Genomic DNA, 25,306 nt, shown 5'->3' on the forward strand with positions numbered 1-25,306 from the left:
CATACCGCTTGTTAACGCTTACTCGTCTTGGATTTTGCCCCAAAAAAATACGGCCTCGTTAATCAAGGATTAACGAAACCGCAGATTGCACAAATAAGAAAAGCCCTTGTTATCACTATGGTACTGGGGGATAGCTTCAATTCATTTTCGTAATCTGAATATTGCCGTTCGCCATGGATAACAAGTATCGCTCCTGAGTGACCGAATCGGTTAGAATCACTCCGCTGCCTTGACCGCCAATTTCGAGTGAACTCGTCATATAACTATGCGGATAAGGCGAGTAGGAGCCGATATGGTCCCAGGTGACCATAACCCCGGCAATATAAGTGTCGCCTGATTTGGGAATAAATCCGATGCTGAAGTCGTAGAGAAGGCCGGTTTTGCTCGCGATCTCCCTCCCCCGTTGATGCTTCCACTCTTTATTTTGCCAACTGGAAGCGTCGTTGAAGATATACTCGTGGTTTTCCCCGCTGATACGTCCAATCGTTTTATAGTAAGGAGGGGTCTCATATTCTGTTTCCAGAATAAAATATTGCATCGCCAAGTTCCGGCCCGCATCCCCCCGATAAGGCAGTCTGTCCGCGTTAAATTTAATACTTACCGTCGGCGACCTGTCGCCGTCCGGCGTTACCTTCAGAATGACCGGGTCTGAACCTAAAATCTGTTTCATCTCGTTGCTGATCGGCACGGGCACTTGATCCGCCCGCACCAGACTGAGCGAAGCGCCATTCGTGGCTGTCCAATTGGACAGCACCTCCGGATTTCGAAGCAGATTGGGCGCCGAGACAGGCATTAGAGCACGATGCTCCCTTTCCATCATGCGGGTATGCAAGTCCTCGTTACGGTATATCGATGAAACTTTTCGCCGAATAACGACATCTGCCATTTCGAGTCCGGAAAGATCCGAGGCCTGATACCCGGTCAGTGTATCGATAAACGCGGTGCCTCTCGCACCCGGAGCAGACGATCTCCGCAGTTTTCCCAGATGCTCACTGATGGTGACCGGAGCCTGAACCGTGCCAAACCATGCAGCATACTGCTGCTTCTCCTCCCGGGGCTTCAATGTATCCGGCAACGGATAAGCCCAGCCCGAATGTTCGGGAGGGTAGTCCAGAACAGACCATGAGAACCCGAAGCCGAACATCCTCAAATTGGAGGTAAGCGACTTGGTCAGCAGTTTAATCGCCGCTTCTCCGCACTGCTCAAACTGGGCGTTTGTGAATATGCCCCTCAGTCCCAATACCGAAGGAGCACGGTTATAGTCGTCCAGACCGCCATCAATACATTGATATATTCCATAAGGCGCAAACCCCATATGCACTCGATGCAAATTCACTTCGATTCCGCCGCGATGACCTGCATGCAGAATCGTACCGAGCAGGATTCCGCAAAACGCTCCTGTAATCATGCCGCCTTGATACAGATAATCCCCGGAGTTGATCCGGCAGTAGACGCCAACAAGCCCTCCCCAGTTGCAGTCATACGAATAGATATGTCCGTTGGTGCTGTTTAGCAGCTGTCCGACTTTCACGCCTAGCGTGCGGATGTTTCGGAATATCGGTTGAGCTCTGCCTGCGATTTCGATCCCCGCCGGACCCGGGGAGAACATCTCATACAGCCCTTGTTCGAACCGCTCCTTGTCGACCCAATTTGCCAGGTTCTTGGGCGTATAGCTTGTCTTTCCAGACACGGTGAAGTCCTCAAAGACCGCATGGATGCCAGCATCCTGGATTCGTATGCACGGAAGCAAGTCAGCTTCATTATCCTCCGGATCCCAGATGATTCTGCTGCCCGCCTGGGCACCATCTACATAGGAGGCCACCCCGAAAATCCCCCGGCTATGATTCTCGATCGTCTGCCGAACCAGGTAGTCCCCGGCCGGGATAAACAAGCGGTATCTCTTGTCGCAAGCTTGCATCGCCGCCTGAAAGGCCGCCGTGTCATCCGTTATCCCATCCCCAACCGCACCGAACCATTTGACATTAACGCCCTGATCCTTCAGCGATTCATCGATCTTCATGAAATTGGAATTAAGCTCCTCCGGCTCTAGCGGATCAGCCTTTGACCCTATATTCATCCTCAAATTGTCTGTGAGCTTATCGGACATTCCTCATCCCTCCTTCCTACATAGTAGTCAATGGTGAAGAAATGGGTTCATTCATCTGCCTACTCTGCTGCTCGGATCACACCCATTTATGAAATTTCGAACGATTACGCTATTGAAACTAACGCCAAGCTGATATAATATACTATCCCAATGGATACATAATGTATCGAAAATCTTCTCATCGGTGAACATCTATATTATAGAAGCGTTTTCATAAAGGAGCCGTGCCATGCGAATGTTGTTAACTGTGATATGGGCTGCTGTCCTGCTCATATTTACCTGCTCCCTGAACTTTAACCTGCTCATCCGTTACCACATCATCAACTTCCGCTTTAATCCGTCTCCGGATTGGTCAGAGCTGCTCAGGCTGGATTTGTATTGGTCCGAGGTGGGATGGATCATACGCAAAATAGGACACTTCATCGGTTTCTTCATCCTTGCTCTCCTGGCATCCAACTTCGGCAAAATACGATCGGCCTTCCTGTGGTGCCTCGTCTACGCGGCCTTCACCGAGGTTCTCCAGCTCTTCTTCTTCCGCGGAGGACGAATATATGATGTGGTAAATGACGGACTGGGCATTCTGCTTGCATATCTATGCTGTGAACTGCTGTTCTCTGCAAAGGAAAAGGCGTCCATCCAGCCTAAGCAATAATGCCCATAACACTGTCACGAATACCTAAAACCAAAATTAGCTGTTGCTACATTACGTATACACATTATATAATTGGGTAGATACATTTTGTATCGAAGTAGATGAGACAGGAATGGAGTCCTAAACGGAGGAGCAGACAATGAGTGCAATTGCCGGTATTTATCGTGGCTGCAGGGAACCGATTCCTTCCGAGGATATTCATCGCATCATGGGCGCGCTGGGGAAGTACCCCGCTGATCGAACCGATGTATGGCATAAGGACCATATTATGCTGGGCAATCATGCGCAGTGGGTGACGGTCCAATCCCATCATGAACAACTCCCGTTCTATGACGCCCGTCGCGGCCTTGCGATTACCGCAGATGCCATTATTGACAATCGTGATGAGCTTATGGAGCTGCTGCAAGTCCCGCCCGGGAAGAGAGCTCACTTGACCGACAGCGAAATCATTCTGCTGGCGTATGAAGCGTGGGCAGAACGAACGCCGGAGCGGCTGGTTGGGGATTTTGCGTTTGTTATCTGGGACGAACAGCAACAGCTGCTGTTTGGAGCCAGAGATTTCTCGGGGGCCCGAACGTTGTATTACTATCATGATGCCGAGCAGATGGCCTTCAGCACGATGATAAGCCCGCTGCTCTCCCTTCCCTATATACATAGAAAGCTTAATGAATGTTGGCTGGCCGAGTTTCTGGCCATTAGCGGCGTGTTCGAACCGCCAGATCTTTCAAGGACGATCTATGGATCAATCTACCAGCTTCCGCCTTCCCATACGTTCAAGGTGCAGGACCGGAAACTGTCCATCCAACGTTACAATAGCCTGTCGGATATTCAGCCATTAAAGCTTGGCAGCACAGAAGAGTACGTTGAAGCCTTTCGGGAGGTGTTTCACACCGCTGTCACCTCCAGATTACGCCGGACCCGCCTGAATGTCGGCGCTCACCTTAGCGGCGGCCTGGACTCTGGCTCTGTTGTCAGCCTGGCAGCCCGGGCGCTGCAGAAGGAGAATCGGACATTGCATACCTACAGCTACGTTCCTGCAGATGGCTTTGTCGATTGGACGCCCAAGCGAAGACTCGCCGATGAGAGCCCGCTGATCAGGCAGACGGTTCAATATGTCGGAAATATTAACGACCAGTACTTGAGTTTTCACGACAAAAATCCCTTTACCGAAATCGACGACTGGCTGGATACGCTAGAGCATCCCTACAAGTTTTTCGACAACACATTCTGGCTGCGGGGAATTTACGAGCAGGCTCAGCTAGAGAAGGTCGGCATTCTGCTGAATGGAGCGCGAGGTAATTACAGCATATCCTGGGGCCCGGCGCTCGATTATTATGCCAGGCTGTTCAAGAAGCTCCGCTGGTTGCGGCTGTCGCGGGAGCTGGGTCAGTATGGGAGGAACGCAGATATCGGGCGCAGACGGCTGATCTCCGTTCTAGTTCGCAAAGCCATTCCTGCGCTGGATCGATGGAAACCCGCCGCTTCCCACCCGGCGATTCCGCAACTGATCAATCCCGATTTTGCCAGAAGAGCAGGAATTGAAGAGAAGCTTCAAGACCCTGCATTTACAGGCATCGGCTCCATGGCGGATCTCTCGCCAGACCCCCTTGAAGCCCGGCAGCAGCATTTCAACCGGGTAAATGTCTGGAGCACGACCGGGACAACCAACTGCAAGCTCTCTCTTCGCTACTCGGTATGGAGTCATGATCCGACCAATGACTTGCGAGTCATCCGCTTCTGTCTAGGCACACCGATCGAGCAATTCGTCAGCAACGGCATGGACCGGGCACTCATTCGTCGCTCGACTGAGGGCTTGCTTCCGGACTCGATACGCCTAAACCAGCGAACGAGAGGCATTCAGGCTGCCGATGCTGTGCAGCGCATGAACAAGGACTGGCCACAATTTCTGAATGAGCTTGATCACATCAGCAAGGATTCCCGTATGCAGCAATTCATCAACATGCCGGTGTTCCAATCGGCGCTCGACGAGGCTCGTCACGGGCTGGAACCGAACCAGGCCTACAGTCCGACGATAAAATTGCTCATGCGCAGCACCATCCTGCACCGATTTCTGAAGAAAAACTTTTGAATACAGATAGTCAGGCTCTGTGCCTTGTCTATAGATATATTCTAATAAGGAGGTGAAACCATATGAAAAAGGAATGGAGCACACCTACTTTGGAAGTACTGGACATGAAAATGACGATGGCTGGTCCCGGGAGCTCACTTCCGGATGCCGTTCAGCCGGATCCGGATGAAGTGGTTCACTACAGCTAATTCACAAACATTATCCTCCAAAAAAAGAAAGCCCTTATACCACTCGGGGTATACGGGCTGACTTTTTTTATTCTCCACTATAAAACAAATGGAGTGAGTGCGATGTTCCCAGCCTTGAAGCAGCCGGTCTACCAGGCCTTCGGCTTAACGATACAAAGCGAGCTGCCCTTGCCTGAGCTGCAGCCATCTCCCCATAACCGTCCTGCCGATATAGCCGTTCTATATGCCGACCTTAGCGATATGTGGTCCGCTCATTCAGACGGCCGCAAGTCTTACCATTGCTCCCCGCATCGCATCGTGTTCCGGGTGCCCGGGCTTGCCGTCTTCGCGGTGGAAGATGGTACCTCCATCCGGATCTCCCCGGAGGAAGCCATTTACGAGGATCACGAGGATAAACTTCGCCTCTATGTCCTCGGAACCTGCATGGGAGCCGCACTGCTCCAGCGGAGAATCCTTCCCCTTCACGGTAGCGCGGTGGTTATCGGACAACAGGCGTATGCCTTTGTCGGCCATTCGGGTCATGGCAAATCCACACTGGCGTCAGCGCTGCTTCAGCGCGGCTGTCATCTGTTAAGCGATGACGTCATTGCCGTCAAGCTGGGGGATCAGGATAAACCGTATGCGATGCCAGCCTATCCGCAACAGAAATTGTGGCAGGAAAGCCTCGATGTCTTCGGGCTCAGCTCGGACGAGTACCGTCCTTTATTCGATCGTGAGACCAAATACGCCGTTCCGGTGGCGTCCCGCTTCACCAATGAAGCCCTGCCGCTGGCAGGTGTATTTGAACTTGTGAAGGCTCATGCTGGCGAGGTCAGCATTCGGCCGGTGAACAAGCTGGAGCGTCTTCCTCTCCTGCACCGCCATACTTATCGCAATATGTTTCTTGAGGGCAGCGGTTTGACGAAATGGCATTTTGATGCCACAGCCCGAATGGCCGCTCACCTCGACATGCATCAGCTTGTTCGCCCGGCAGAAGCCTTAACGGTCCAGCAACTGACTGAACTGGTGCTTCACACCGTTGGCGAAGCTTCGATGATGCTGGACAGATGATCCAGGATCAGACAGACCGGCCTGCCTGACCGGGCTCGAAGCGGCTCCCCCATAGACAAGTCCCGCTTCTTCAGCTCTGTCTGCCTCGAATGCTTGCCCCCCTGTTCATCGTGATCCATGGTCGTCGCGGATCTGAATACGCTTGGCGCGGGATTGTGCAAGCTTCGGCACCTCAAGCTGCAACACCCCGCGCTTCAGGGAGGCAGCAATTCCGTGTTCATCAATGCCCGGCATATACAATCTGCGCATATATTTTCCGAAGCGATGCTCTTTCCGGATGATATGATGCTTCGAGTCCTCCATAGTGGCTTCTTCACTTCGGACCGCTTGAATGACCAAATAAGGCGCTTCATATCGTATATCGATGTCCTCCTTCGGAAAGCCAGGCAGCTCCACAGCAATCCGGTATGCCTTCTCCGTCTCCTGGATGTCTGTCTTGAAGGACAGCGCCGCACCGTGAAATGAGGACAGCCAGTCCTGAGCGAGAACATCCTGAAACGATGGGATCATCCGATCGATGGATTCTTCTCCACGTTTACGAAACGGTGTCCACCCCAACATATTCCCTCTCCCCTTTATTTGACGTTATCTGACCTTTATAATCATCATATGCGGCAGATGGAGGATTGCCAAAAACGGCAGGAACGAAATTCACCTGAATTCAGGACACATCCGGCAATCATTCGAAAAAGAGCTCTCGCTGTTCCAGTTTGGGCAGTTTGTTACGACATGCTTGTCATGGAGAGGCAGTCGCATCCCAGCAGCAAAAGAGCACCGCAACAAGCGATGCCCTTACACTGTATCCTCAGATTCTAGAAAAGACTCGCTGGCCAATTGCCGTACCAGCTGTAGCCGGTTCTCCGTTCCTGCTCAATCTCACTGAGCCTGTACTTTACGATGCCGTCACGACCGACGAAGATAGGTCGGTTGGTTCCAATTTCATAGAACCTCGCCCAGATCGGCGTGGTTACACTCGGATCTTCAACCACGATGACATCATCATTGGTTTTCACTACACGAATCCCCGTGATCTTCACCGTCTGGAACCAGGCTTCGGCGGCTTGAATGGAGGCTCTGATCTGTGAGGTTTGAGGTCTTGTTTTCAGAAAACGTACAATGCCTGTGCTTTCACTTGCTGTAAGGGAAGGCACTTCATAGGAGCGCGCTCCCGCTGGCGCCAGACTTACAGAGTCATGCTGCTGTCCCCATGCAGTCAACCGGCCGCCTGCAACGACCTGGGTTCGTAATATACAATCTACTCCTCGAGTAACCGCTGCTCTACTCTGATCCGCCAAAGAAGTGTTCACAAAGGCGAAATCGCCCCTCCGATTGGCTACATCATCCAGCAGCATCATCACGTTAATCATCGCATTATCATTGTACGTAATATGGCGGTGATAGCCTGTGCCCTGATAAATTTGCGGCCAGCCGCCATTCGCATACTGCATATTCAAGAGGAAGTGGATCCCTCTTACCGCTGCGTCCGAATATCGGCTATCCCTCGTTTTGGTGTATTCTGCTGCCAATCTTCTGATTTCCGTATAGGTTGCTTTATTGTCTATTGTGGACTTTGCCCACTCTCCGCTCGTTACAGAATAATCCTTCCGCCAACCGCCGTCCGGCCTCTGATTCCTCAAAATTTGCTCGATGCTGGCCGTGGTCCCGTCACCATCCGCGGACACGGGCGACACCGGCGGCAGCAGAAGTCCAACCGCGGACAGCACCACAGTGAAGGCCAGAATCGCCGACACATACCTTGAGAGCGTTCGTTTCATCATCACATCTCCTCTGTAATGGAATACAACCCAGCGACACGTGCAGCTATAGGAAGCATCACCTCTTTCGGGAAATGGTAGGGGGATACACTAGTTGCTAGTAAAGGTAAGTAAAAGATATATCTATGATTGTAAGCGCTTACTATAAGTATAATTTAGATGTAATATTATGTCTATAGTATATTTATTTGTAAAATACTACTCTGCATCTGTCCATGCAAAAAAGAGAAACCCTTCAAACTTCCGGGTTTCTCTATCCACGGTGCAGTGACGTTCATCTTCCCAAGCAGCAAGTTTCAATTCAATCTCGTAAACTTCCACAGCTGGGCATCGGATCCGTTGTCCTCCCACTGCTGTACAGCTGCCCCATCAGCCCTGGAAGCCCCGGACACATCCATCACCAGTCCGCTCGCCTTGGACACCAGTTTGTAATATCCCCCGCCTACAGAGACGATTCGCCATCGCTGGGCATCGGTGCCATTATCGGTCCACTGCTGGAGCTGCACGCCACTATTCCTGCTGGAGCTGGGCACATCAACCACCTTCCCGCTGTGCATCGCTACCAGCTTGTAGTAGCCGTCTCCCGTACTCTCTAATCTGAAACGCTGGTTGTTGCTGTTGAAATTCGTCCACTGCTGCATCTTCGCCCCATCTGCTGTCGACACTTCAGCCACGTCCAGCACTTTGCCGCTGGCTTTGGACGCCAAAGTATACACGCCACCATTCACAATACTGGACAGGTTACTATCCTGGTAAACGCGTACGTAGTCTACCAGCAACTGAGCCGGGAATGGTGTCGATGCATTCGGGCTCCCTGGCCAATTGCCACCTACCGCCAAGTTCAGAATAATAAAAAATGGTCTTTGAAACTCTTCCGTGTTCCCAGTTCCATTCGCAATGTAGAACTCGTTATATTGGACCCCATCGACGAACCAGCGAATATAATTCGGGTCCCATTCCACACTGTAGGTATGATATTGCGAGAAATCCAGATTCCCCGATGTCCGTCCGTACTCTGCATGACCGTTCGCATCCCAATGGACCGTTCCGTTCACATGCGGATTATTGTTCACCCGCTCCATAATATCGATCTCACCACAGTACGGCCAGCCTACCGAGCTGAAATCCTCCCCAAGCATCCAGAATGCCGGCCACAGTCCCTGACCGGACGGCAGCTTAATTCTCGCTTCGATCTTGCCATACGTAAAGCTCTGCAGTCCTTGGGTTTTAATTCGTGCAGAGGTGTAATTCATCCCTCCGTATGACTCCCTTTGTGCTGTAATGATCAGATTGCCGCCGCTCACCTGCAGGTTCTGAGGGCGACTCGTATAATACTGCAGCTCGTTGTTGCCCCAGCCCCCACTGCCAGTTCCGATCTCGGCGGTCCAGTTGGCCGGGTTCAGCGAATTTCCGTTGAATTCGTCACTCCAGACCAAACTCCAGTTAGGTGCAGCATTGGCGTTTCCAGCAGGCACGAAAGCAAAGAGGAGTGTAAACATCAGAAATAGGCACAACGGTTTACCTCGTTTCAACATTTCAATCGCTCCTTTAATGAAATATTGCCTTGCAAATTCCCTACACACACTGCACCCTGAAGCTAATCGACACTTGGATGACTGTATCATCTTCTATTTCTATCATTTTATGTAATCTCATTATAAGATAGATAATAATGCGCTTACAACCTATTTTTGGAATTTAAAGCGGGGTAGTATCGCTAAACGGTCCACACCTGGAGCTGCCCTACATATCACAGCAAAAACCCGACCTTGGACAATCCAAAGACGGGTTCAGTAAGCAACGATTTCAATTAGCCTTGACTCACTTCACAATGCTAGAATCGAATATGTCTTATTTTCGTGATAAACCGATCGAGCTTCCTTCGAAATCGCCCACGAGGATCGGGCTGGATCTCAATCCCGCACGCCCCTGCAATCCGATCAATCACCTGTTCCGGTGTTAAATCATCCGTATGAAGATGCATGCGAAACATATCCTCAGACAAGCTGGATACACAGCGGTCAATTTGCTGGGCAGGCCATGACTATGCATGGTCGCCTCTGCTCTTCAGCCGCTTCAGCAGCCTCTCCGGGCTTGCCCCTGTGGGGTACAACGCTGGGTACAGACCCCAGTCATTTCGCTGTTCACAACAAGTTTTTACCCGCAATATAGTTTAGAAATTTTTTTCAATAGCAGCCACAGGTCCAAGCATATTAAGCCTTTGACGTGTCTATTTAACCGACTTATTTTTAAACATTACATTCGTAATCGTGCCAAAAATAAAACTAACAAAAATAGAGATAATGACCGAAGCCACAACAGCCCCCATAATTGAATTTGTCCCCGCAATATTTAGAAGTGTTAAAATAAGAGAAAAGGTAAAAAATATAATATAATCCAACATCCTAAACTTTTTCATACATTCCGACACTCCGTTTCTTCAAATAGCCAGAGGAAGCTATTTACATATAGTATCCAAATAGTAGGATATTCCTGTAATATCATACCATATTTAGGGAGTGGGAATGAAAAAAGCTTTTGTCCGCCTTTTATTCATTGTTCTTGTCATTTCATTAATGTCAACGGTACTCGCTGCAAAAGATAAAAAAGAAAACGCTCTAGTAAAGAACAGAAACAGCCCGAGTTACACTTCCCAAAGGTTTGAATGTAACGCCCTTGTAATCAAGCACCCTCTCAATAGCCGCCAGGAACTCAATATCGTTTATAACCCAGTAGGAAAACATATCGCTATCCGCGAACTTACTAACACTGCTGATTTCCTCATCAGTTAAGTTACTAACGAATTTAGCGAAGATATTACTACAACGTGACCTTTTAAATAAAGATTTCAATTGGACTCCGCTTCTGTCCATGTCGTCCTGACATAACCCAGCTTCATCCCGGCCCGCTCCATATTGCGTTGGCTTTGAGATAGGAAAGCACACTGGCCAACCACCAGCTCACAATTTTGCTGATACGCCCGCGCAATTCGGGTATTCAGCAGAAGCTGATGCAGGCCTTGTCCTCTGTACTCCGGCAAAGTCGCCGCAAAGGTCAATGAGCAGATGCCATCCCGGATATACATGACGGCCGCTGCCGCAGGCTGCCCGGAAGCATAGGCGATGTAAAATTCCCAGCCCGGCCGCCGCCACAATACGTGATTATTGCGAGCCACATGCGGAATCCCCTCTTCCGGCAGTCCTGTCCCGCGACAATGGATGGCCGCATAGGTCCTAAAGTCCCCCTCTTCGACCTTCCTAATCTCAATATGATCCGGCCTGCTCAGCAGTTCCTTAGAGGGGACACCATAGGTGGAGGCATGGAAGCCCGATGGGTACAATCCGCGGCGGGTTAACTCGGCCAACAGATGGCCATCCACTCTGGTCGGGACCATTTCAAATTGCATCTTCCGCCCCCGGCTTCTGTAGAAGGCTATGATCTCATCCAGATAAATCCGATCCTCAGATGTCATTCCTTTCACCGTGTTAAAAGAAGGCCAGGGCATCGTCCGGCTATATAAACACAGCGCTTGCCCGAAACGGACCATTTCAATCCCTTCCGGATTCCCTTCTCGCTCTTGAATCGCTAACATTCTGTCGCTCATATAATCTTTCTCTGACTGTTCAATCTGCATGATTAGTTCTGGAGAAGGCAGTCGCATATTCAACCTCATCACCTCATTATGTACGGATAGGTCGCCCTTTTCCTTGCAGACGATATCTACTTGCGCTCTTCTTGGGATCCCGCTTTATTCATCCCTTCCTGCTTCCGAATCTTGTGCACAATATGGTTCGTTCCCCATTCATGCATTGCTTCGAGAATCGGCTCCAGGCTTCTTCCATACGCCGTGATCGAATACTCGACCTTCGGCGGGACTTCCGGATACACGATACGCTCCACGATATCCTCCTCCTCTAATTCCCGCAGCTTTTGGGTAAGCATTTTCTGCGTGATCCCCGGCATACTCCGCTTCAGCTCGCTGAAGCGCTTCGTTCCTTGCTGAAGCAGATGCAATAGAATAATCGGCTTCCACTTCCCCACCAATATGTCCAAGGCGTCCTCAACACGACACAGATCAGGTTGCTTTTCCATAGGAAACCTCCTTGGTATCTTTTTAGATACTATACCACTTTTAAGTGTGTACTTACTATCAACAATAATGACTTATATAATAGCAGCATGAAGGGCATAGTCCCGTCAAGAATGAACACCATAAATCAAGAGGTGATGACATCATGGAACAATACCGTCTGGACCCTCACAAGGGACTGGAGTTTGGCATATATACACTGGGCGACCATCTGCCCGATCCGAATACGGGAGAACGGATATCGACCCAGGCACGAATCCATCAGATTATTGAATACGCGAAGCTTGCAGAACAGGCAGGGCTCGATTTCTTTAGTGTGGGTGAAAGCCATCAGGATTATTTTGCGACCCAGGCTCACTCGGTAGTGCTGGCGGCGATCGCGCAGGCCACCCGGAAGATCAAAATTGCCAGCTCCTCCACCATTATCAGTACGTCAGATCCGGTTCGCGTCTATGAAGACTTTGCCACCATCGATCTGATCTCGGGGGGACGCGCGGAAATCGTCGCAGGGCGTGCTTCGAGAATCGGCCTGTTCGAGCTTCTCGGTTACGATGTTCGGGACTATGAAGAATTGTTTGAGGAAAAATTCGAGCTATTGCTGCAAATCAACGAGCAGGAGATTGTGAATTGGAGCGGAGAGTATCGTGCCTCACTGCGCAATGCGAAGGTGCTACCACGACCGCAAGGCGGCTCGATGCCGATATGGCGGGCCGTCGGCGGCAGTCCTGCCAGTGCCATCAAAGCCGGGATGGCCGGCGTTCCGATGTTTATGGCGCATCTGGGCGGCCCCGTATCCGTCTTCAAGCAGACGATTGACGCTTACCGCCAAGCGGCCCGTCAGGCAGGGCATGACCCCGCTCAGCTGCCGGTTGCCACCGCAGGCTTCTTCTATGCGGCAGATACATCGCAGCAAGCGCTGCAGGAGCTGTACCCCTATATCAACGAGGGCATGAAGAAAACGAACGGACAAGGCTTCTCCAAGCAGCTGTTTGCCCAGGGCATCGACACACGCAGCATTATGAATATCGGCAGTCCGCAGCAAATCATCGAGAAAATATTGTACCAGCATGAAATGTTCGGTCACCAGCGCTATATCGCCCAGATTGATTTTGGCGGCATGCCGTTTGATAAGCTGCAGCGAAATATCGAGTTAATCGGCACCGAAATTTTACCTGCCATTCGAAAATATACAGCTAAACCATGAATAGGAGGCCCGGCAGATGAACATTGTATTGTTATCCGGTTCCATCGTCGGTTCCAAGACGCGAACAGCCATGAATGAAGCCATGCAGGTCCTGGCCGACAAATATCCTGACGTAACCGCCACGATGATCGACCTTGCCGAATATGATGTGCAATTCAGTGACGGTCGAAACTATCTGGAATATCCAGGGGACACCGGCTATGTGACAAGCGCGATCATGAGCGCCGACGCACTGATGATCGGGACCCCCGTGTTTCAGGCATCCATTCCTGCTACATTGAAAAACATTTTTGATCTGCTTCCGCAGAACGCATTGCTGGATAAAGTGGTCAGCATGATTGTGACCGCTGGGTCCCCCAAGCATTTTCTAATGCCGGAGCAGCAGCTGAAGCCGATTCTGGCTTATATGAAGGCCCATATCGTTCAGACTTATGTATTTATCGAGGAAAAGGATTTTATGCGCAAACAGATCGTCAACGATGATGTGAAATTCCGCATTGAGCGGCTGGTTGAGGATACCGTCACGCTGACCGAGACCCATGCGCAAATCCGGGAGACGAAGGAAGCTGCATACGATTTCTAGCAAGGACTGGCGTATATTCCCGCCTCGCCATACAAGAACCCGCTATGATCAGCCAAAGCGCTGCCATTAGCGGGTTCTTTTTTATTTCATACACTTATTCGAGTTTCATACACTTATTCGAGGCACAGCTCCAAGTACCATGTGTAAGCACCCATACCCGGAGCTTCGGCGGCTGCGTAGGCGATATCGATCTGTCTCCTGTCCAGAGTCACATCTTGTATGAGATGAATCGTCAACAATAGATCGTCCATGAAGCTAATAGCCGACGCTCGGCATCGATATTACGACGCTCAGCCGTCAAATCCAGCCCTTAATCAAACTGAAGCTAGTACAAAAAACACCGATACCTCGGATCGAAGAGTAGACATTTTATCGCTGACCCGCAGAAGGAAAATTCGTAGCAACAACCATTGATCATTAATGAACACATATGGAGATGAGGTCATTTCTTACATGAGTGAGTTCGACTGAGAAATGGTGATGTGTTCTATTAATGCATGCTGATCGATGTTATGATCATGGAGAATTTATTGTAGTGCCGCTCACAAGTGCTTCCACCACACCCCCGCACACTCTGGCACGGTTGACCATTGATTGACCGTAATCTGATGTGCGATACTTTCACCGAAGAAAAAGGCCATGTTCTCCTTCGCCTCCTCCACGTCCCGGAATGTATAATCCGTGCGTATCCATGTATGTTGAAATCCGTAGTCCTTTTCAAGAGAACTGTAGTATAGCTTCAAAATTTCTGGGGGATCTGGAGTTATCGTCCCCGTACCCAGCGTCTCGAAAATGACGATCGTTCCATGCACCCTGACGACACGGTATAATTCTGACATTATACGTTCAAGATTGCTTCTCCATTCCGGGTTGCCCGAGTTTGTTAAATAACTGATGCTCCAACCGGAAACCGCTAAATCTACGGATTCGTCCGGAATAGGAAGCTGACGGTGATCAGCCACAACAGTCTGCCAGTGACGAGCCGTTCCCTGCTGAATGAACTTACGCTCTAATAAGTCCAGCATCGAAGAAGAACGGTCCGTACACACCAATGAACGGGCCTTCTGGGCAAGAATCATCGCCAACCTCCCAGACCCTGCCCCCAGATCAAGTACATCCAGATCGTGAAAACCTTTGATCTCACTTATCACTTCGGTCAAATCAGGCTGCCGGCTAATCATCAAATCATAAGCAACCGCTTGGTTTGCATAGATCTCTTCATGTGTTGTCATCCGTTATCCCCCCTGTAAAATGCATCGCTACAAACTCCATATCGCGCTCGCCGACTTTGCTGCTGAACTTTTTGCCTTTCACAAATCCCGACCGTTCATAAACGGCTATCGCTCTCTTGTTAAACAGAGCGACGACCAGCTGGAGCCGCTTAGGCTCAAACCGTTCCTTCAGGAAGGCGATTCCCTCCAGCAGAAAGTCCCGTCCCTTCCCCCTCCCTGTGACATCGGGTCTTAACCCCAGCCCCATATCCATAACATCAGCATCATCATAGAGGCCGGCCTGTACCCCGCCGGGAACCCGGGCTGAATTGCCCTTGCATATAAATCCTGCCAGAGCATTCTGCATATCCAAAGCGTAGAAATAATCTCCATTCATCAGTTCAGCGATATCTTCATCACTGTGCTCCATACTGTATAACGAGTAAGGCTCCGGGTATTTCCAAGTCGAGAATTCGGCTGCATATTCCTCAGTCATTGGGTGGAATCGATATTCTGTCATGGTTATCCTCATTCCTATTATAATTCTTATAACACCTTAATCTATCAACCAGCTCGTGAGTGAACGCATGCTATTCCCGGATATAATCCAACACATCTTGGATATAACTGTCGAGTGGCTGGGAAGAATTCACTACCAAGCTTTTGATATGGGATGGAGGCCGCTTGCTGTCCTGAATGGCAGCTATAAAATCGGCTTCCGCCGTCTCCGAGATTTGGCTGATCATCCGCTGGCGGGTCCGCAATCGGCGGTTGATTTCGTTGAAATCATGAAATAGACACTCCACATATTTATATGTAGCTCCATACTTTTCCGCTAGATTCATGCCATTCTCAATCATCTCGGAATATAAACATGGACTATCAAAAATCACATCATACCCTTGTGATAAATAAAACTCAACCAATGCCCAATCCACCGTGTATGAGAGCCTGCCGAGTGTCCTCAATTCGATTCCTTCGCCCTCTGACGCCTTTAATAGTGCGGTTTTGGAAACATCATGATCAATAATGAGCGCCCCCGTCATGGCGGCGATTCGTCTGCTCAGCGTCGATTTCCCGGAACCGGGGAAACCCGACATTTGAAGAAAATACATGAAAGCACCCCGCTTTATATGTTCGCTCCCATCGTTTTACATAGCGAAGAAAGTTTGCCTTGATCAGAAGCATGAGCAGCGTGAATGCCTTGTTGAACATCCCGCTAGCCTATATCAAGAAATCCGACCTGTCCCTCACGCCCTCTCATCTCATAACCATTCGATGTAAACGTTCCTGTCAGCGCCCAGTCGATGTGTGGAATTATGTCCTTAGACCATGGGAGCTGCGCGAATTCACCGAACTCTGCCGCTAATGCTTCCTCTTCCACCAGAACAACCCGCTCGCGATCCCCGGCAGCCTCACCACCCAGTCCCGAGCATCCGGTCACTACTACGATAACCAGAACAAAGAGTAGGTATCGCTGCTTCCTTTCATCATAACCCCTCCGCTCTACACCATTTTATTTCGAGGTTGCAAAATAGGGCCCGCACATAGCTTCATGCGTGTGTATATAGGTCCAGCTAAATTCCCTGTCAAAAACATAGATATCCTGCTGTGCATCAAAATCCGTGGATATCAGATCCTTCGCATGCTCATATAGGAATACATCAGGCCCATGCTGATACATCACATACAAGTCACCTTTCATCATCGAATCGAAGGCTGCTCTGGCCTCCTCGGCCTGAAGACAGTCGGCCTGTTCATAGCTGAACAGATGCCACTTGTATTGGTCATAGTGGATGGCTTCCTTGATCTCGTCCGGAACATGATGAGCAAATGCTTTGTCCCAACATGCTTTGATATGTTCTCTATCCTCGTACAGCGGAGAGATGACCACACCTTTATCCTGTATGGTTCTGTTGAAGGCATAATGTTCATGAAAAATCCGAATAGACCAATACAGCTTCTGCAGCTCCTCATCCGGCAGTTCATCCAATATCTCATTGATGGCATCCCTTATCTTCATAATAAGCTCCTCCTGCAGTGACGTTCTCGCTATGGCTCCTGACCGTGACCTTCGTTTCTTTTCGTTTCCATATGATACCATTTAATGGATCTGTAAAGGTATCAAAAACGTTATAAAAAGACTGCCATAAAAATGGCAGTCTCGTTCTTATCTATGATGTTATTTCCTCGCATGAAGAATAAACTTCTCAAGCTGTTCGGTATCGGTAATGCTCTGATTGCAAGCCTGGTTATCCATGCATACGTACTGACCGATCGCGGAGATATTATCCGGCGAAGAGTGGGACGGCTTGGTTCTGACCGAGAAGAACGCCAGCTCCTGATGCCGATTGCAGAACATGCAGTAGCCTTTCTTGTTGGTCGGCGTAATTCTCCCCTCAATGCCCACAAACTGGCCTTCTAGCGGATAGACAATAAACAACCTGCTCGTGGCAATATCCACCCAGCTCAGATACGTGATATAACGGAAATCTACCGATGGGAGATCCGGAATTTTCAGCTTCTTGCTCTTGGGGAACAGCTTCTGGATCTGTCTCTCCGTAATCGCCGGGAAAGGCTCCAAATACCGTTCAAACCCGCTCAGATAGCTCTGGAAATCATAGGCCGTCTCGCAGGCCAATATGGATTCCAGCATCCGTCTCTGCTCCTCGGTGACAACAGGAAAAGCCTCCACAATGTTCGTCACGGCACTGTATCTTACCGTCTCCAACACTCCCCGATCCGCAACAGATCGCAATGTCTTCAGGAGGAACTCGGATTGTTTCTTAATGACGTTGTACTGATGGTTTCTAATAAATGGTGTGCTCATCGCTTTTTACGCCCCTTATTATGATTTTAAAAAATTCAATAAGGCGCAAAGCCAATCATTAGAAACGATAATATGAAGTTTGGGCGATCGAATTTCATCCTAACCGCACCTCACGCAAAGTATCGCCCCAAATCAGGCTTTGCATGAGGACTTCCTAGCAAATGAGCAAGTTAACACTGCCACAAAACCTACCCCCAATCCTATCTCATACGCAAAAGTATAGCAGCAGGAAACGAGGGAGGCAATTTGATTGACTTCTTTTGACTTCTTTTGATTTCTTTCGAGCAGTGCATCGCCTTAAACGAAAGGTAGCTACCTTCCAGAAAATGAGGTTTGAGAGATCCGCTCACCCTCCAGATCAAATCTGTGCAATCTATCGCCAGACACATCATGATAATACCAGTGAATAGGGGTGTCATCCGTTAACCCCGGGTTGAGATTATTCAGGTCCATACGCTCTATATCCGACACCAAGCCTTCTCGTACAAGAACTTCTGCAATTTGCTCATAGGTTAAACGCCCTTCCATTCCCAGCGGAATCTCGGTCCATTCAGCAGAGGGAGAGATGACCACGATATACTGCTGGCCATTAAGCTCGGAACATAAGCAGAGCCAGGGCCGCTCTTGGTGTTCAAAGTTCTGGCTTTGATTCAGCTTTAATGGTTGATAGGCACGCTCCTCCAGCAGTTCCTCCACCTGTTCGACGGAAATGCCTTTACCGCTTTGGCATCCCATAATGGCAAACAACATGGTGAGTAACAATACGACCCTTTTCACACATTCCATAGATTCACCTTAGTTTCGGGAATATCTCCAGCCCTACGCTTGGTCCAGGAGCTTATACAGCTCCCTTTTCGTTACAGGATGGTAGGTTAGCAGCTTGCCGTTATAAATCACATTGAACGACCCGTAGGCCGATACAGCGTGCTGCGCGTCCCCCGAGCTTTCCATATCCATCACCTGGATCGGTATATTTCGTTCTTGGGCAACCTCCACGATGGTTGTCACCGCATCCTGAATGTAAGGGCATTGGTCCGATTTCAGAATGGTCAAGCCTTCACGATAACTGGCAGCCCTCTCCTCCCATCCATGAACCAACCGGGGCACAGGAGAATCGTCAAATCGCCTTGCAAGCAGCTCGAAGCCAGACGGAGTCTGATCGACCAGCTCGAACCCTTGTTTAGTAAAAAAGCTTTTGTCAGCCAACCAGGTCTGACTGCTTGTCATGATGGAAACTCCTGATTTACGGCTGCGCCTGGCGTCTTCCATGCAATCATTCAGCAGCTGCTTGCCGTATCCTTTGCCTTTGCCCCGGCCTACAATCCACAGACAGTGGATAAACAAATAATTCTCCCCGGTAACCCCACGCCAGGCAAACTCAATGGGGGTGTACTCCATAAACCCCCGAGGATAACCATCTTCCTCGATGATCTTCAGCTTCAGCCCTTCCTCAAATCGGCGAAGCAGCCACTCCTGCTTTCGTTGATAGCCCTCCGTTTTCGGTTTGCTTCGCATGCAGAAAAAACCCTTGTCCTGGATATTATCCGCCGTTACCTCGACAATTTCGATCAACCCGGCTCCTCCTCGATCCGTTGGTTATGATATAGACACCCGTTTGCTATAGCTCTTTGATCATATGGATATCATAAGGCTCCTTTTGAAAAAGCTCCTCATCTACCTCCTCTGCAATGGCGCTCCCCATATGCTGATAGAAGAATACCGCTAATCCGCAATCAAGGTCAGCTGAGGCCATAGCTCCAGCCATCCCTTCTTCTGTACGCGATTCAAGAATACATCCCTCTTCTTGAACAGCGGGCTTTGTCTAACTTTCAGTTCAAAAAGATCATCCACCCCATACGGCGCAACCAGAACCAGATGGTCACGCTCGTCCAGGCGAACCCCCACCGCTGTGGCCGTTTCCGGCCAATGCGCCATCGCATTCGCAGTATCGGCATACGGCGAGTCCCCATTGTTCACATGCATTCTGGCTTGATTTTTAACCGACCACTTCCCGTTTCCGGTCACTTCGCGCAAATGCCGTTCAAGCAAGCGATCTCTGTCTTCGGACAGATTCTGGCGATCATAATAGACGACATCAATATCGCTGTGGTTATCCCGGACGTCGTAACCGTGTAATCGGTCCCACACGTAGTTGCGGATATATCCTGCGGCGATGCACCAGTCCGGCAGCTCCAGCGCTCTGACCCGCTTCAGGTCTGATATCAGCGATGCATGCTCTGACAGGCAGGCTTGCAATCGATCCTCCATCCGCTGCAAAAAGGCACCTCCATTCCGTGAAGCTCTTCTCGTTAACGCTATTGTATCACTTAGTTGATGTCCTCCTCCTTAGTGAGCCTGACGGTTGTGTGAATACTGCCAGATTATCCCGTCCAGGCCAGAAGATTGGTCATCCATCCAGGTATCCCTGGTAAAGCTTGTTACTCCCAGTAGAACGGACCATACCCTTTCAATCGCGCCAGACCCTCTACAAAGTAGAAATCGCCGTAAATCAGCGGAACGTCTATATTGGTGCCCTGCGGGTAATTGCTGGTGCCGGACAGGATCAGCCCCTCCTCATCCGGACGATCCCAGGCGCCGTAATTTTCGTATAGCGACTTCAGGATTCGCACAGCACCTGCTCGGTAAGCTTCGGCATCTCCGCCTTCACTTTTATCCGCGAGAAGAAGCAGACCGCTTGCGGCACATGACCCAGCCGAGGTGTCCCGCAAGCTGCGCAGCTCCTCCGGAGCACGAAAATCCCAAGCCGGCACCTGGTCCTCCGGCAGCCTGCTGAGGAAGAAGTTCGCCACCCGTGTGGCTGCTTGGTAATATTCGTCCTTGCCGGTATGGTGATAAGCCAGCGTCAAACCATAGATCGCCCATGCCGCTCCCCGCGACCAGGCTGACTCTGGCGCATAGCCTTGCCCTCCTACCGCCTTCCGTCTTTCTCCCGTATGGGGATCAAAAATCACGATATGATATACGGAACCATCCGCACGGATAAAATGCTTCAGCACCGTATCCAGATGTGCCTCGGCAATATGCGCATACCGCGGATCACCGCTGATGCGCGATGCCCAGAACAGCAGCGGCATGTTCATACAGCAGTCGATAATCGCCCATCCCTCGTTGCGCTCGCCTTCCGACCATGGATTCCAGGCCCGGATGTATTGTCCTTTGACATTGAAGCGGGCGGCTAAATAGTTCGCTGCTTTTAAGCCCCTGATCCGTGAAGCCTCACTGCCGGTCAACTTGTAATTAGCCACGCTCGTTAACGTCCACATAAACCCGATATCATGGTCCAGCCGCACATATCCGTCCAGCACTTCGTCCAGCTTCGCCTCACACGCTTCGGCCAGTGCTCTCAGCTCTTCCTTCCCGCTCTGGGCATATAACAGCCACAGCTGCCCCGGCCAGAAACCGGCGGTCCACCAAGCCGGCTCCGCCAGCTGGTATACACCGTCCTGACTGGCATGCGGAAACCCCGAACCGATCCTAGTCGTATTGCGCAGCGTCTTGTCGAGCGACCTCTGCCACGCTTCGTCCACCCACGCATTCACCATTTCCATCCCTCTCCCTTCTCATTTGCCGTATCCCATGTGTCACTAAGCGTCAGCCTGCTGCTTGTTTAACGTCTTACAAACTGAAATATAAAGTCCAATTCCACATGCCGCTCTGGCCGAAGCACATGAAAATCCAGCGTATACCATACCTCGTCCTCCCCATCATGATTGCGCCAGATTCGTTCGGTCACCTCCAGCCGCAGCAGCTCCCGGTCATAGGCGAGCTTCAATGCAAGCGTCCCGCGGTCCAGCAGCAGCTGCCCTTCGTCATCCTCCGCTTGCTCCGGTCGAATCAGCGTCACGAATCGCTCCAGCAGCGCGTCCGGTCTGTCAGTCAGCACAAAGACATCCTTTAATTCCAGGCACGGAAGCTCATGCTTATGCCACCGCCAGGTGCGCCGCAAGCTCTGAAGCGAAGGACATTCATAGGCGGCGGCCAGCTCAATCGTAAGCCGAGCCTCCTGACCGGTGATCGCCTGCTCCACGACAGATGCCTTCCGCTGCCTTCCCGCAGCTTGCAGACAGCCGTTCACGATCGGAACCGAATGCCCCTGAGCACCATTGCAATCGTAGACATAACGGCCAGCACTGAAGTAACCCTTCGTATATTCTCCACAGCCCAGATCCGATAGATAAAACTCCCCGTCTCCTGCGAGCATAAACTGCCCGAGATCCAGATGGTTATGCGGCTCGTCATTATGACCGCCCTTGGCAGCGAAGCCGAAGATTCCGGCGCTCGATACCGTGCGGGAGATCAGCCAGCCGGCATCCTCCAGCATGTAGTCTCGGGGGGGCCAATCCGGTACGTCGCCAGCCTGCTCCCGCCACATCAAATTGCGAAGGGCCGGTGCCCACCTGCTGCAATGATCCTTCCGGTAATCTGCGCGAAGCGCGGACGGTGGCGACTGCACGCTGTCATAACGGCCGGCAAGATAACGGGACAGCCCAAGCTGCACCTGCTCATGTGGGAATGAATCCGAGAAATTGACGACGGCGTTTCCGCCCAGGAAACACTTCTGCTGGAACCCCGCAATCGCCTCAACTTTCTCGAGGCTGAACCAGTCCAGCTCCCCTTGGGTACGCTTGAACAACAGATCCGCGTAATACACAAAATAACCGAACCCGTAGTTCCAATAGCCAAGCCCCTCCAGGCATCCCCCGTCTTCCCCGAAGCCCTTCAGGTAACAGGCCATACTGCGCTCGGTTTTCTCCAGAATCCGGATCAGCAGGTCCTGCTCCCGCTCTTCTTGCAGCAGCAACAGGGAAGCAGCGCCAATGGATCCCGCGCATACTGCCGCCCAGTTATGCTCAGCTTCCTCCCATTCATACGGGCCCTTCTCAAGGAATGGCAGAAGCAGCCTGCGGTGCACCAGCTCCAGGATGTGCGCCTTCAGCATCTTCGGCAGCCGATCCCCGAGCAGCAGCGTAAGCTCAGCGAGTGTAAACCCGGTCTCCGCCGAGAAAAGATCTATCGTATCCGCAACCGGACGCCGCTCGCCAACATGCGCAGGCAGACACCAGGTCAGTTCACTGCAGATCGCCCAAACCGCATTCAGCAGCTCCTCCACATAATCCTCGCGTTCCGGCTCCAGCAGACCTAACAGCGCAAAAGTGTTCAGCCGCCGTCTCCGCTCAAAATAAACCCGCTCATATTCCAGTCTCGAACCCTGCTTCGCAAACAAAGAGAACAAGGCATAGGTTAGCTCCGGGACCGCTTGCCCCAGAAGGTGCTCGCCTTCCGCCTTGATTTCGGCTACATCAGTAGCATACGCCTTGCTTTCCCTAACCCTTTGCCAGAATGCCGGTCCATCCCCGTCAGGGTAATAGAAATGCAGCCCTGGAGGTACCATCCTCTCAACTACATCCGATAGTTGGCGCTGCCCGATTCTGTTCACATTCGGATTGTCCATGACGATTCCTTTCCTCATCTAAATCTAGTAGAGCTGGGTCGTTCTATGTAACAAAGTGAGACCACGATCATCGTCGTGCTTTTAGAATTGCTGCCGATCTAGCGGCAGCCTAAGCTTGATCTTCTTGTCCCGCCCGCTATAAATGATCATATCATCCTGACCGATTTCCACATTCAGCCCGATCTGCGACAAACCGTCCAGCCCATCTTCAGTCAGAACGAATGGCTGCTTGGCACAAGCGCGGCCGCTTTCTGTCTTATCCATCACCGGACTGCCGTATATAGCAGAGGCCAGCCAGTGAACGCCGGGCTGAAGCGACGCGGTCAGCGTCGGAATCACGGTGCGCGGCCGCAGCACGTTGGTATTCGCATTCGGCCAGATGAGGCGGGCCCCGTCATAGCCAAGCAGGCTCCTCACCCCGCTGATGCCCCAGGCACTCCCTGCCCAGGCTTCGTCATCCCCGACGCGCTGAAAGGGCGGTTGCTCAATACCCAGCGCAAATCCTCCCTCGGCTGCATCCAGCACCCGCTGGGTCGCGATCCGATGAATCCGGATATGCCACGGCAGCCCTGCGATGAGCCATGTGCTGACCTCTACATCGGACCATGGCTTCCACACGGCATGGAGCAGATCATCCTCGATCAAAGTGCTCCTATTATGTCGTCTCACCCGGTACAGATTGTCCCCGCCCTCGCTCAGGGCAAGCATGGAGTCAAAGGCCCCCTGGGACAACCCCCACTCGGAGCGCGGCACGCTGAACCCGAACCCCGTCGAATACACAAACTTCTCATACTTGGCCGACGTAAGCGTATGTTCATTCGTCCCGGCATGCCCGCTGTTGAATGCCGCCACATGCCCCGATGCCGGATCCCGCACCAATACCAGATGAGCGGGCTTCTGAACGTCCACGGCAGCCATCTCTGGTAAAGGCTGCTCCTCCGAGACCCAGAACGGGTGGTCAGCAGGCAAAGCCAGCGGCAGAAACGCCTTGAGCGCCCAGTAAGGAGAGCCTGGCGAATTGTAGTTCTCCGCCATCACCAAATTCGGGTAGGCGTATCCAATGGACAAGAGCCCTCCGGAATCCACAATCGGCTGGCTGAACCACCAGCGCAAATGGCGGAGGAGCAGCCCTTTTAACACGCCCGGTGCCACTCCATCCGTATCCGCAAAAGCCATCGCCCCCCAGAACGCCGCTTGTGAGAAGCGGTACGTCAGGCTGCGTCCATAAGGAAGCGCCGCGCCGTTCGGGGAGAACCAGGCCATGAAATGCGGAGCAAAGGCATTCGCCCGCTCCCGGTACAGCGCCGCTCGCTCCGGATCCTCCCCGGACATGAGCTTGGAATAGAGCAGCCCATAGTAATGAAAGGCAAACGGCACGTAATAATCGCTATGTCCCTCCGGCCCGTCACTGTACCAACCGTCCCCCAGATAAAAAGTGTCAAGCCGCTCCAAATTCCGCTGCAGCTGCACTTTATCATAGGGAAGACCGGCTTTGTGAAATCCGATATTCACCAGCACCTGAAAGAACAGCCAGTTGCAGTCATGACAAGGATGCGCATTGATTTGATGAAGCCAGGTGTACAGGTTATGCCGCGCCTTCTCCCCAAGCGGCTTCCAGATTCGATCCGGAATCAGGGCCAGCGCATAACCGAACACCGCCATTTCCACCAACCGCTGGTCATAGTCCGAAACAACGCCCCAGTACTCCTCGTGCTCAGGGTCCGTACCGTTTGCAATGCCTTCAAGCACATGCTCCCACAACTCACTCTCTCCCCCGCCGGCGAGCAAAGGCACCAGTCCCCACAGCACCCGAGAGAACGCTTCCATCTCAGCGATGGCGGATGGATAGCTTGCTCCGGAGTGGCCCAGCGCAAGCCGGGCCTTCCCCTGACTGTAGTACGGCTCCAAAGGTGCAAGCAGCTGCTGAAGCAGGGCTTCCATGTCCTCGCGGGACCGAAGCGGATTCGCCGCCAGCGCTGCACGGATATCCTTATCCCCCGTATTGCATGCCATCTTGGCCACTTCCCTTCATTAGAATCTGATCCTAATAGCCT

General features: G+C 51.4%; 25 protein-coding genes. 7 read left to right on the forward strand and 18 right to left on the reverse strand.

Features of this window, described 5'->3' with window-relative positions:
- Positions 1 to 136: 136 nt before the first annotated feature.
- Complete coding sequence (locus MKX64_RS08725; RefSeq protein WP_155617504.1) at positions 137 to 2,107, reverse strand: glycosyl hydrolase family 28-related protein; 1,971 nt, start codon at positions 2,105 to 2,107, stop codon at positions 137 to 139.
- A gap of 229 nt (positions 2,108 to 2,336) precedes the next feature.
- On the opposite strand from MKX64_RS08725, the gene MKX64_RS08730 reads away from it, so the two are divergent.
- The 4 genes from MKX64_RS08730 (at position 2,337) to MKX64_RS08745 (ending at position 6,086) form a co-directional block, all read left to right on the forward strand.
- The gene (locus tag MKX64_RS08730) at positions 2,337 to 2,759 is read left to right on the forward strand and encodes a VanZ family protein (RefSeq protein ID WP_095264255.1); all 423 of its coding nucleotides are present in this window, start codon (positions 2,337 to 2,339) and stop codon (positions 2,757 to 2,759) included.
- Between the two features lie 139 nt (positions 2,760 to 2,898).
- Positions 2,899 to 4,848, forward strand: coding sequence for an asparagine synthase-related protein (locus tag MKX64_RS08735; protein WP_341035662.1), 1,950 nt, complete (start codon positions 2,899 to 2,901; stop codon positions 4,846 to 4,848).
- 62 nt (positions 4,849 to 4,910) lie between these two features.
- A complete protein-coding gene (locus tag MKX64_RS08740) occupies positions 4,911 to 5,036 on the forward strand; it encodes a paeninodin family lasso peptide (protein ID WP_141235837.1) in 126 nt (41 codons plus the stop codon).
- 102 nt (positions 5,037 to 5,138) lie between these two features.
- A complete protein-coding gene (locus tag MKX64_RS08745; protein WP_095398313.1) occupies positions 5,139 to 6,086 on the forward strand; it encodes an aldolase in 948 nt (315 codons plus the stop codon).
- A gap of 105 nt (positions 6,087 to 6,191) precedes the next feature.
- Here MKX64_RS08745 and MKX64_RS08750 read toward each other — a convergent pair whose 3' ends face one another.
- The 3 genes from MKX64_RS08750 to MKX64_RS08760 form a co-directional block, all read right to left on the reverse strand.
- Positions 6,192 to 6,647, reverse strand: coding sequence for an Hsp20/alpha crystallin family protein (locus MKX64_RS08750; protein WP_095398314.1), 456 nt, complete (start codon positions 6,645 to 6,647; stop codon positions 6,192 to 6,194).
- Between the two features lie 251 nt (positions 6,648 to 6,898).
- Entirely contained in the window at positions 6,899 to 7,864 is a 966-nt protein-coding gene (pelA, locus tag MKX64_RS08755; protein WP_095398315.1) for a pectate lyase, read from the reverse strand.
- 293 nt (positions 7,865 to 8,157) lie between these two features.
- Positions 8,158 to 9,396 carry an RICIN domain-containing protein gene (locus MKX64_RS08760; protein ID WP_341035663.1) on the reverse strand — a complete coding sequence of 413 codons (1,239 nt, stop codon included), beginning with the start codon at positions 9,394 to 9,396 and terminating at the stop codon, positions 8,158 to 8,160.
- A 990-nt stretch (positions 9,397 to 10,386) separates the two neighbouring features.
- Between MKX64_RS08760 and MKX64_RS08765 the strand changes: the two genes are divergently transcribed.
- Positions 10,387 to 10,653, forward strand: a complete 267-nt coding sequence (locus MKX64_RS08765; protein WP_341035664.1) for a hypothetical protein — start codon at positions 10,387 to 10,389, stop codon at positions 10,651 to 10,653.
- A 56-nt stretch (positions 10,654 to 10,709) separates the two neighbouring features.
- On the opposite strand, the gene MKX64_RS08770 is transcribed toward MKX64_RS08765, so the two are convergent.
- Positions 10,710 to 11,522 (reverse strand): GNAT family N-acetyltransferase, encoded by an 813-nt coding sequence (locus MKX64_RS08770; RefSeq protein WP_341036277.1) that lies wholly within the window; start codon positions 11,520 to 11,522, stop codon positions 10,710 to 10,712.
- A 59-nt stretch (positions 11,523 to 11,581) separates the two neighbouring features.
- Positions 11,582 to 11,953, reverse strand: coding sequence for a winged helix-turn-helix transcriptional regulator (locus tag MKX64_RS08775; RefSeq protein WP_095264246.1), 372 nt, complete (start codon positions 11,951 to 11,953; stop codon positions 11,582 to 11,584).
- A gap of 143 nt (positions 11,954 to 12,096) precedes the next feature.
- Between MKX64_RS08775 and MKX64_RS08780 the strand changes: the two genes are divergently transcribed.
- Together MKX64_RS08780 and MKX64_RS08785 are read left to right on the forward strand one after the other, a co-directional pair.
- The gene (locus tag MKX64_RS08780) at positions 12,097 to 13,155 is read left to right on the forward strand and encodes an LLM class flavin-dependent oxidoreductase (protein ID WP_155617500.1); all 1,059 of its coding nucleotides are present in this window, start codon (positions 12,097 to 12,099) and stop codon (positions 13,153 to 13,155) included.
- Positions 13,156 to 13,171: 16 nt separating this feature from the next.
- A complete protein-coding gene (locus MKX64_RS08785) occupies positions 13,172 to 13,738 on the forward strand; it encodes an NADPH-dependent FMN reductase (RefSeq protein WP_095264244.1) in 567 nt (188 codons plus the stop codon).
- Between the two features lie 542 nt (positions 13,739 to 14,280).
- Here MKX64_RS08785 and MKX64_RS08790 read toward each other — a convergent pair.
- The 12 genes from MKX64_RS08790 to MKX64_RS08845 form a co-directional block, all read right to left on the reverse strand.
- Positions 14,281 to 14,970, reverse strand: coding sequence for a class I SAM-dependent methyltransferase (locus tag MKX64_RS08790; protein ID WP_095264243.1), 690 nt, complete (start codon positions 14,968 to 14,970; stop codon positions 14,281 to 14,283).
- Positions 14,957 to 15,469, reverse strand: coding sequence for a GNAT family N-acetyltransferase (locus tag MKX64_RS08795; RefSeq protein WP_341035665.1), 513 nt, complete (start codon positions 15,467 to 15,469; stop codon positions 14,957 to 14,959). The genes MKX64_RS08790 and MKX64_RS08795 overlap by 14 nt, the downstream gene beginning before the upstream one ends.
- 70 nt (positions 15,470 to 15,539) lie before the next feature.
- Positions 15,540 to 16,064, reverse strand: coding sequence for an AAA family ATPase (locus MKX64_RS08800; protein WP_095264241.1), 525 nt, complete (start codon positions 16,062 to 16,064; stop codon positions 15,540 to 15,542).
- Positions 16,065 to 16,168: 104 nt separating this feature from the next.
- Positions 16,169 to 16,393: a hypothetical protein gene (locus MKX64_RS08805; RefSeq protein WP_095264240.1), complete on the reverse strand. Its 225-nt coding sequence runs from the start codon at positions 16,391 to 16,393 to the stop codon at positions 16,169 to 16,171.
- Positions 16,394 to 16,465: 72 nt separating this feature from the next.
- Positions 16,466 to 16,972, reverse strand: coding sequence for a DUF4275 family protein (locus tag MKX64_RS08810; RefSeq protein ID WP_095264239.1), 507 nt, complete (start codon positions 16,970 to 16,972; stop codon positions 16,466 to 16,468).
- Positions 16,973 to 17,131: 159 nt separating this feature from the next.
- A complete protein-coding gene (locus MKX64_RS08815) occupies positions 17,132 to 17,779 on the reverse strand; it encodes a FusB/FusC family EF-G-binding protein (protein WP_341035667.1) in 648 nt (215 codons plus the stop codon).
- 312 nt (positions 17,780 to 18,091) lie between these two features.
- Entirely contained in the window at positions 18,092 to 18,565 is a 474-nt protein-coding gene (locus MKX64_RS08820) for a hypothetical protein (RefSeq protein WP_095264237.1), read from the reverse strand.
- Between the two features lie 33 nt (positions 18,566 to 18,598).
- Positions 18,599 to 19,351: a GNAT family N-acetyltransferase gene (locus tag MKX64_RS08825; protein WP_341035668.1), complete on the reverse strand. Its 753-nt coding sequence runs from the start codon at positions 19,349 to 19,351 to the stop codon at positions 18,599 to 18,601.
- Between the two features lie 150 nt (positions 19,352 to 19,501).
- Positions 19,502 to 20,047 (reverse strand): nucleotidyltransferase family protein, encoded by a 546-nt coding sequence (locus tag MKX64_RS08830; protein WP_095264403.1) that lies wholly within the window; start codon positions 20,045 to 20,047, stop codon positions 19,502 to 19,504.
- A 170-nt stretch (positions 20,048 to 20,217) separates the two neighbouring features.
- On the reverse strand, positions 20,218 to 21,348 hold the full coding sequence (locus MKX64_RS08835) for a glycoside hydrolase family 88 protein (protein WP_095398328.1): 1,131 nt from the start codon (positions 21,346 to 21,348) through the stop codon (positions 20,218 to 20,220).
- A gap of 59 nt (positions 21,349 to 21,407) precedes the next feature.
- Complete coding sequence (locus tag MKX64_RS08840; RefSeq protein ID WP_341035669.1) at positions 21,408 to 23,252, reverse strand: hypothetical protein; 1,845 nt, start codon at positions 23,250 to 23,252, stop codon at positions 21,408 to 21,410.
- Between the two features lie 81 nt (positions 23,253 to 23,333).
- Positions 23,334 to 25,265, reverse strand: coding sequence for a DUF2264 domain-containing protein (locus MKX64_RS08845; RefSeq protein ID WP_341035670.1), 1,932 nt, complete (start codon positions 25,263 to 25,265; stop codon positions 23,334 to 23,336).
- Positions 25,266 to 25,306 lie beyond the last annotated feature (41 nt).

The sequence above is a fragment of the Paenibacillus sp. FSL M8-0334 genome (assembly GCF_038000405.1).
Classification (GTDB): Bacteria; Bacillota; Bacilli; order Paenibacillales; family Paenibacillaceae; genus Paenibacillus_AQ; species Paenibacillus_AQ campinasensis.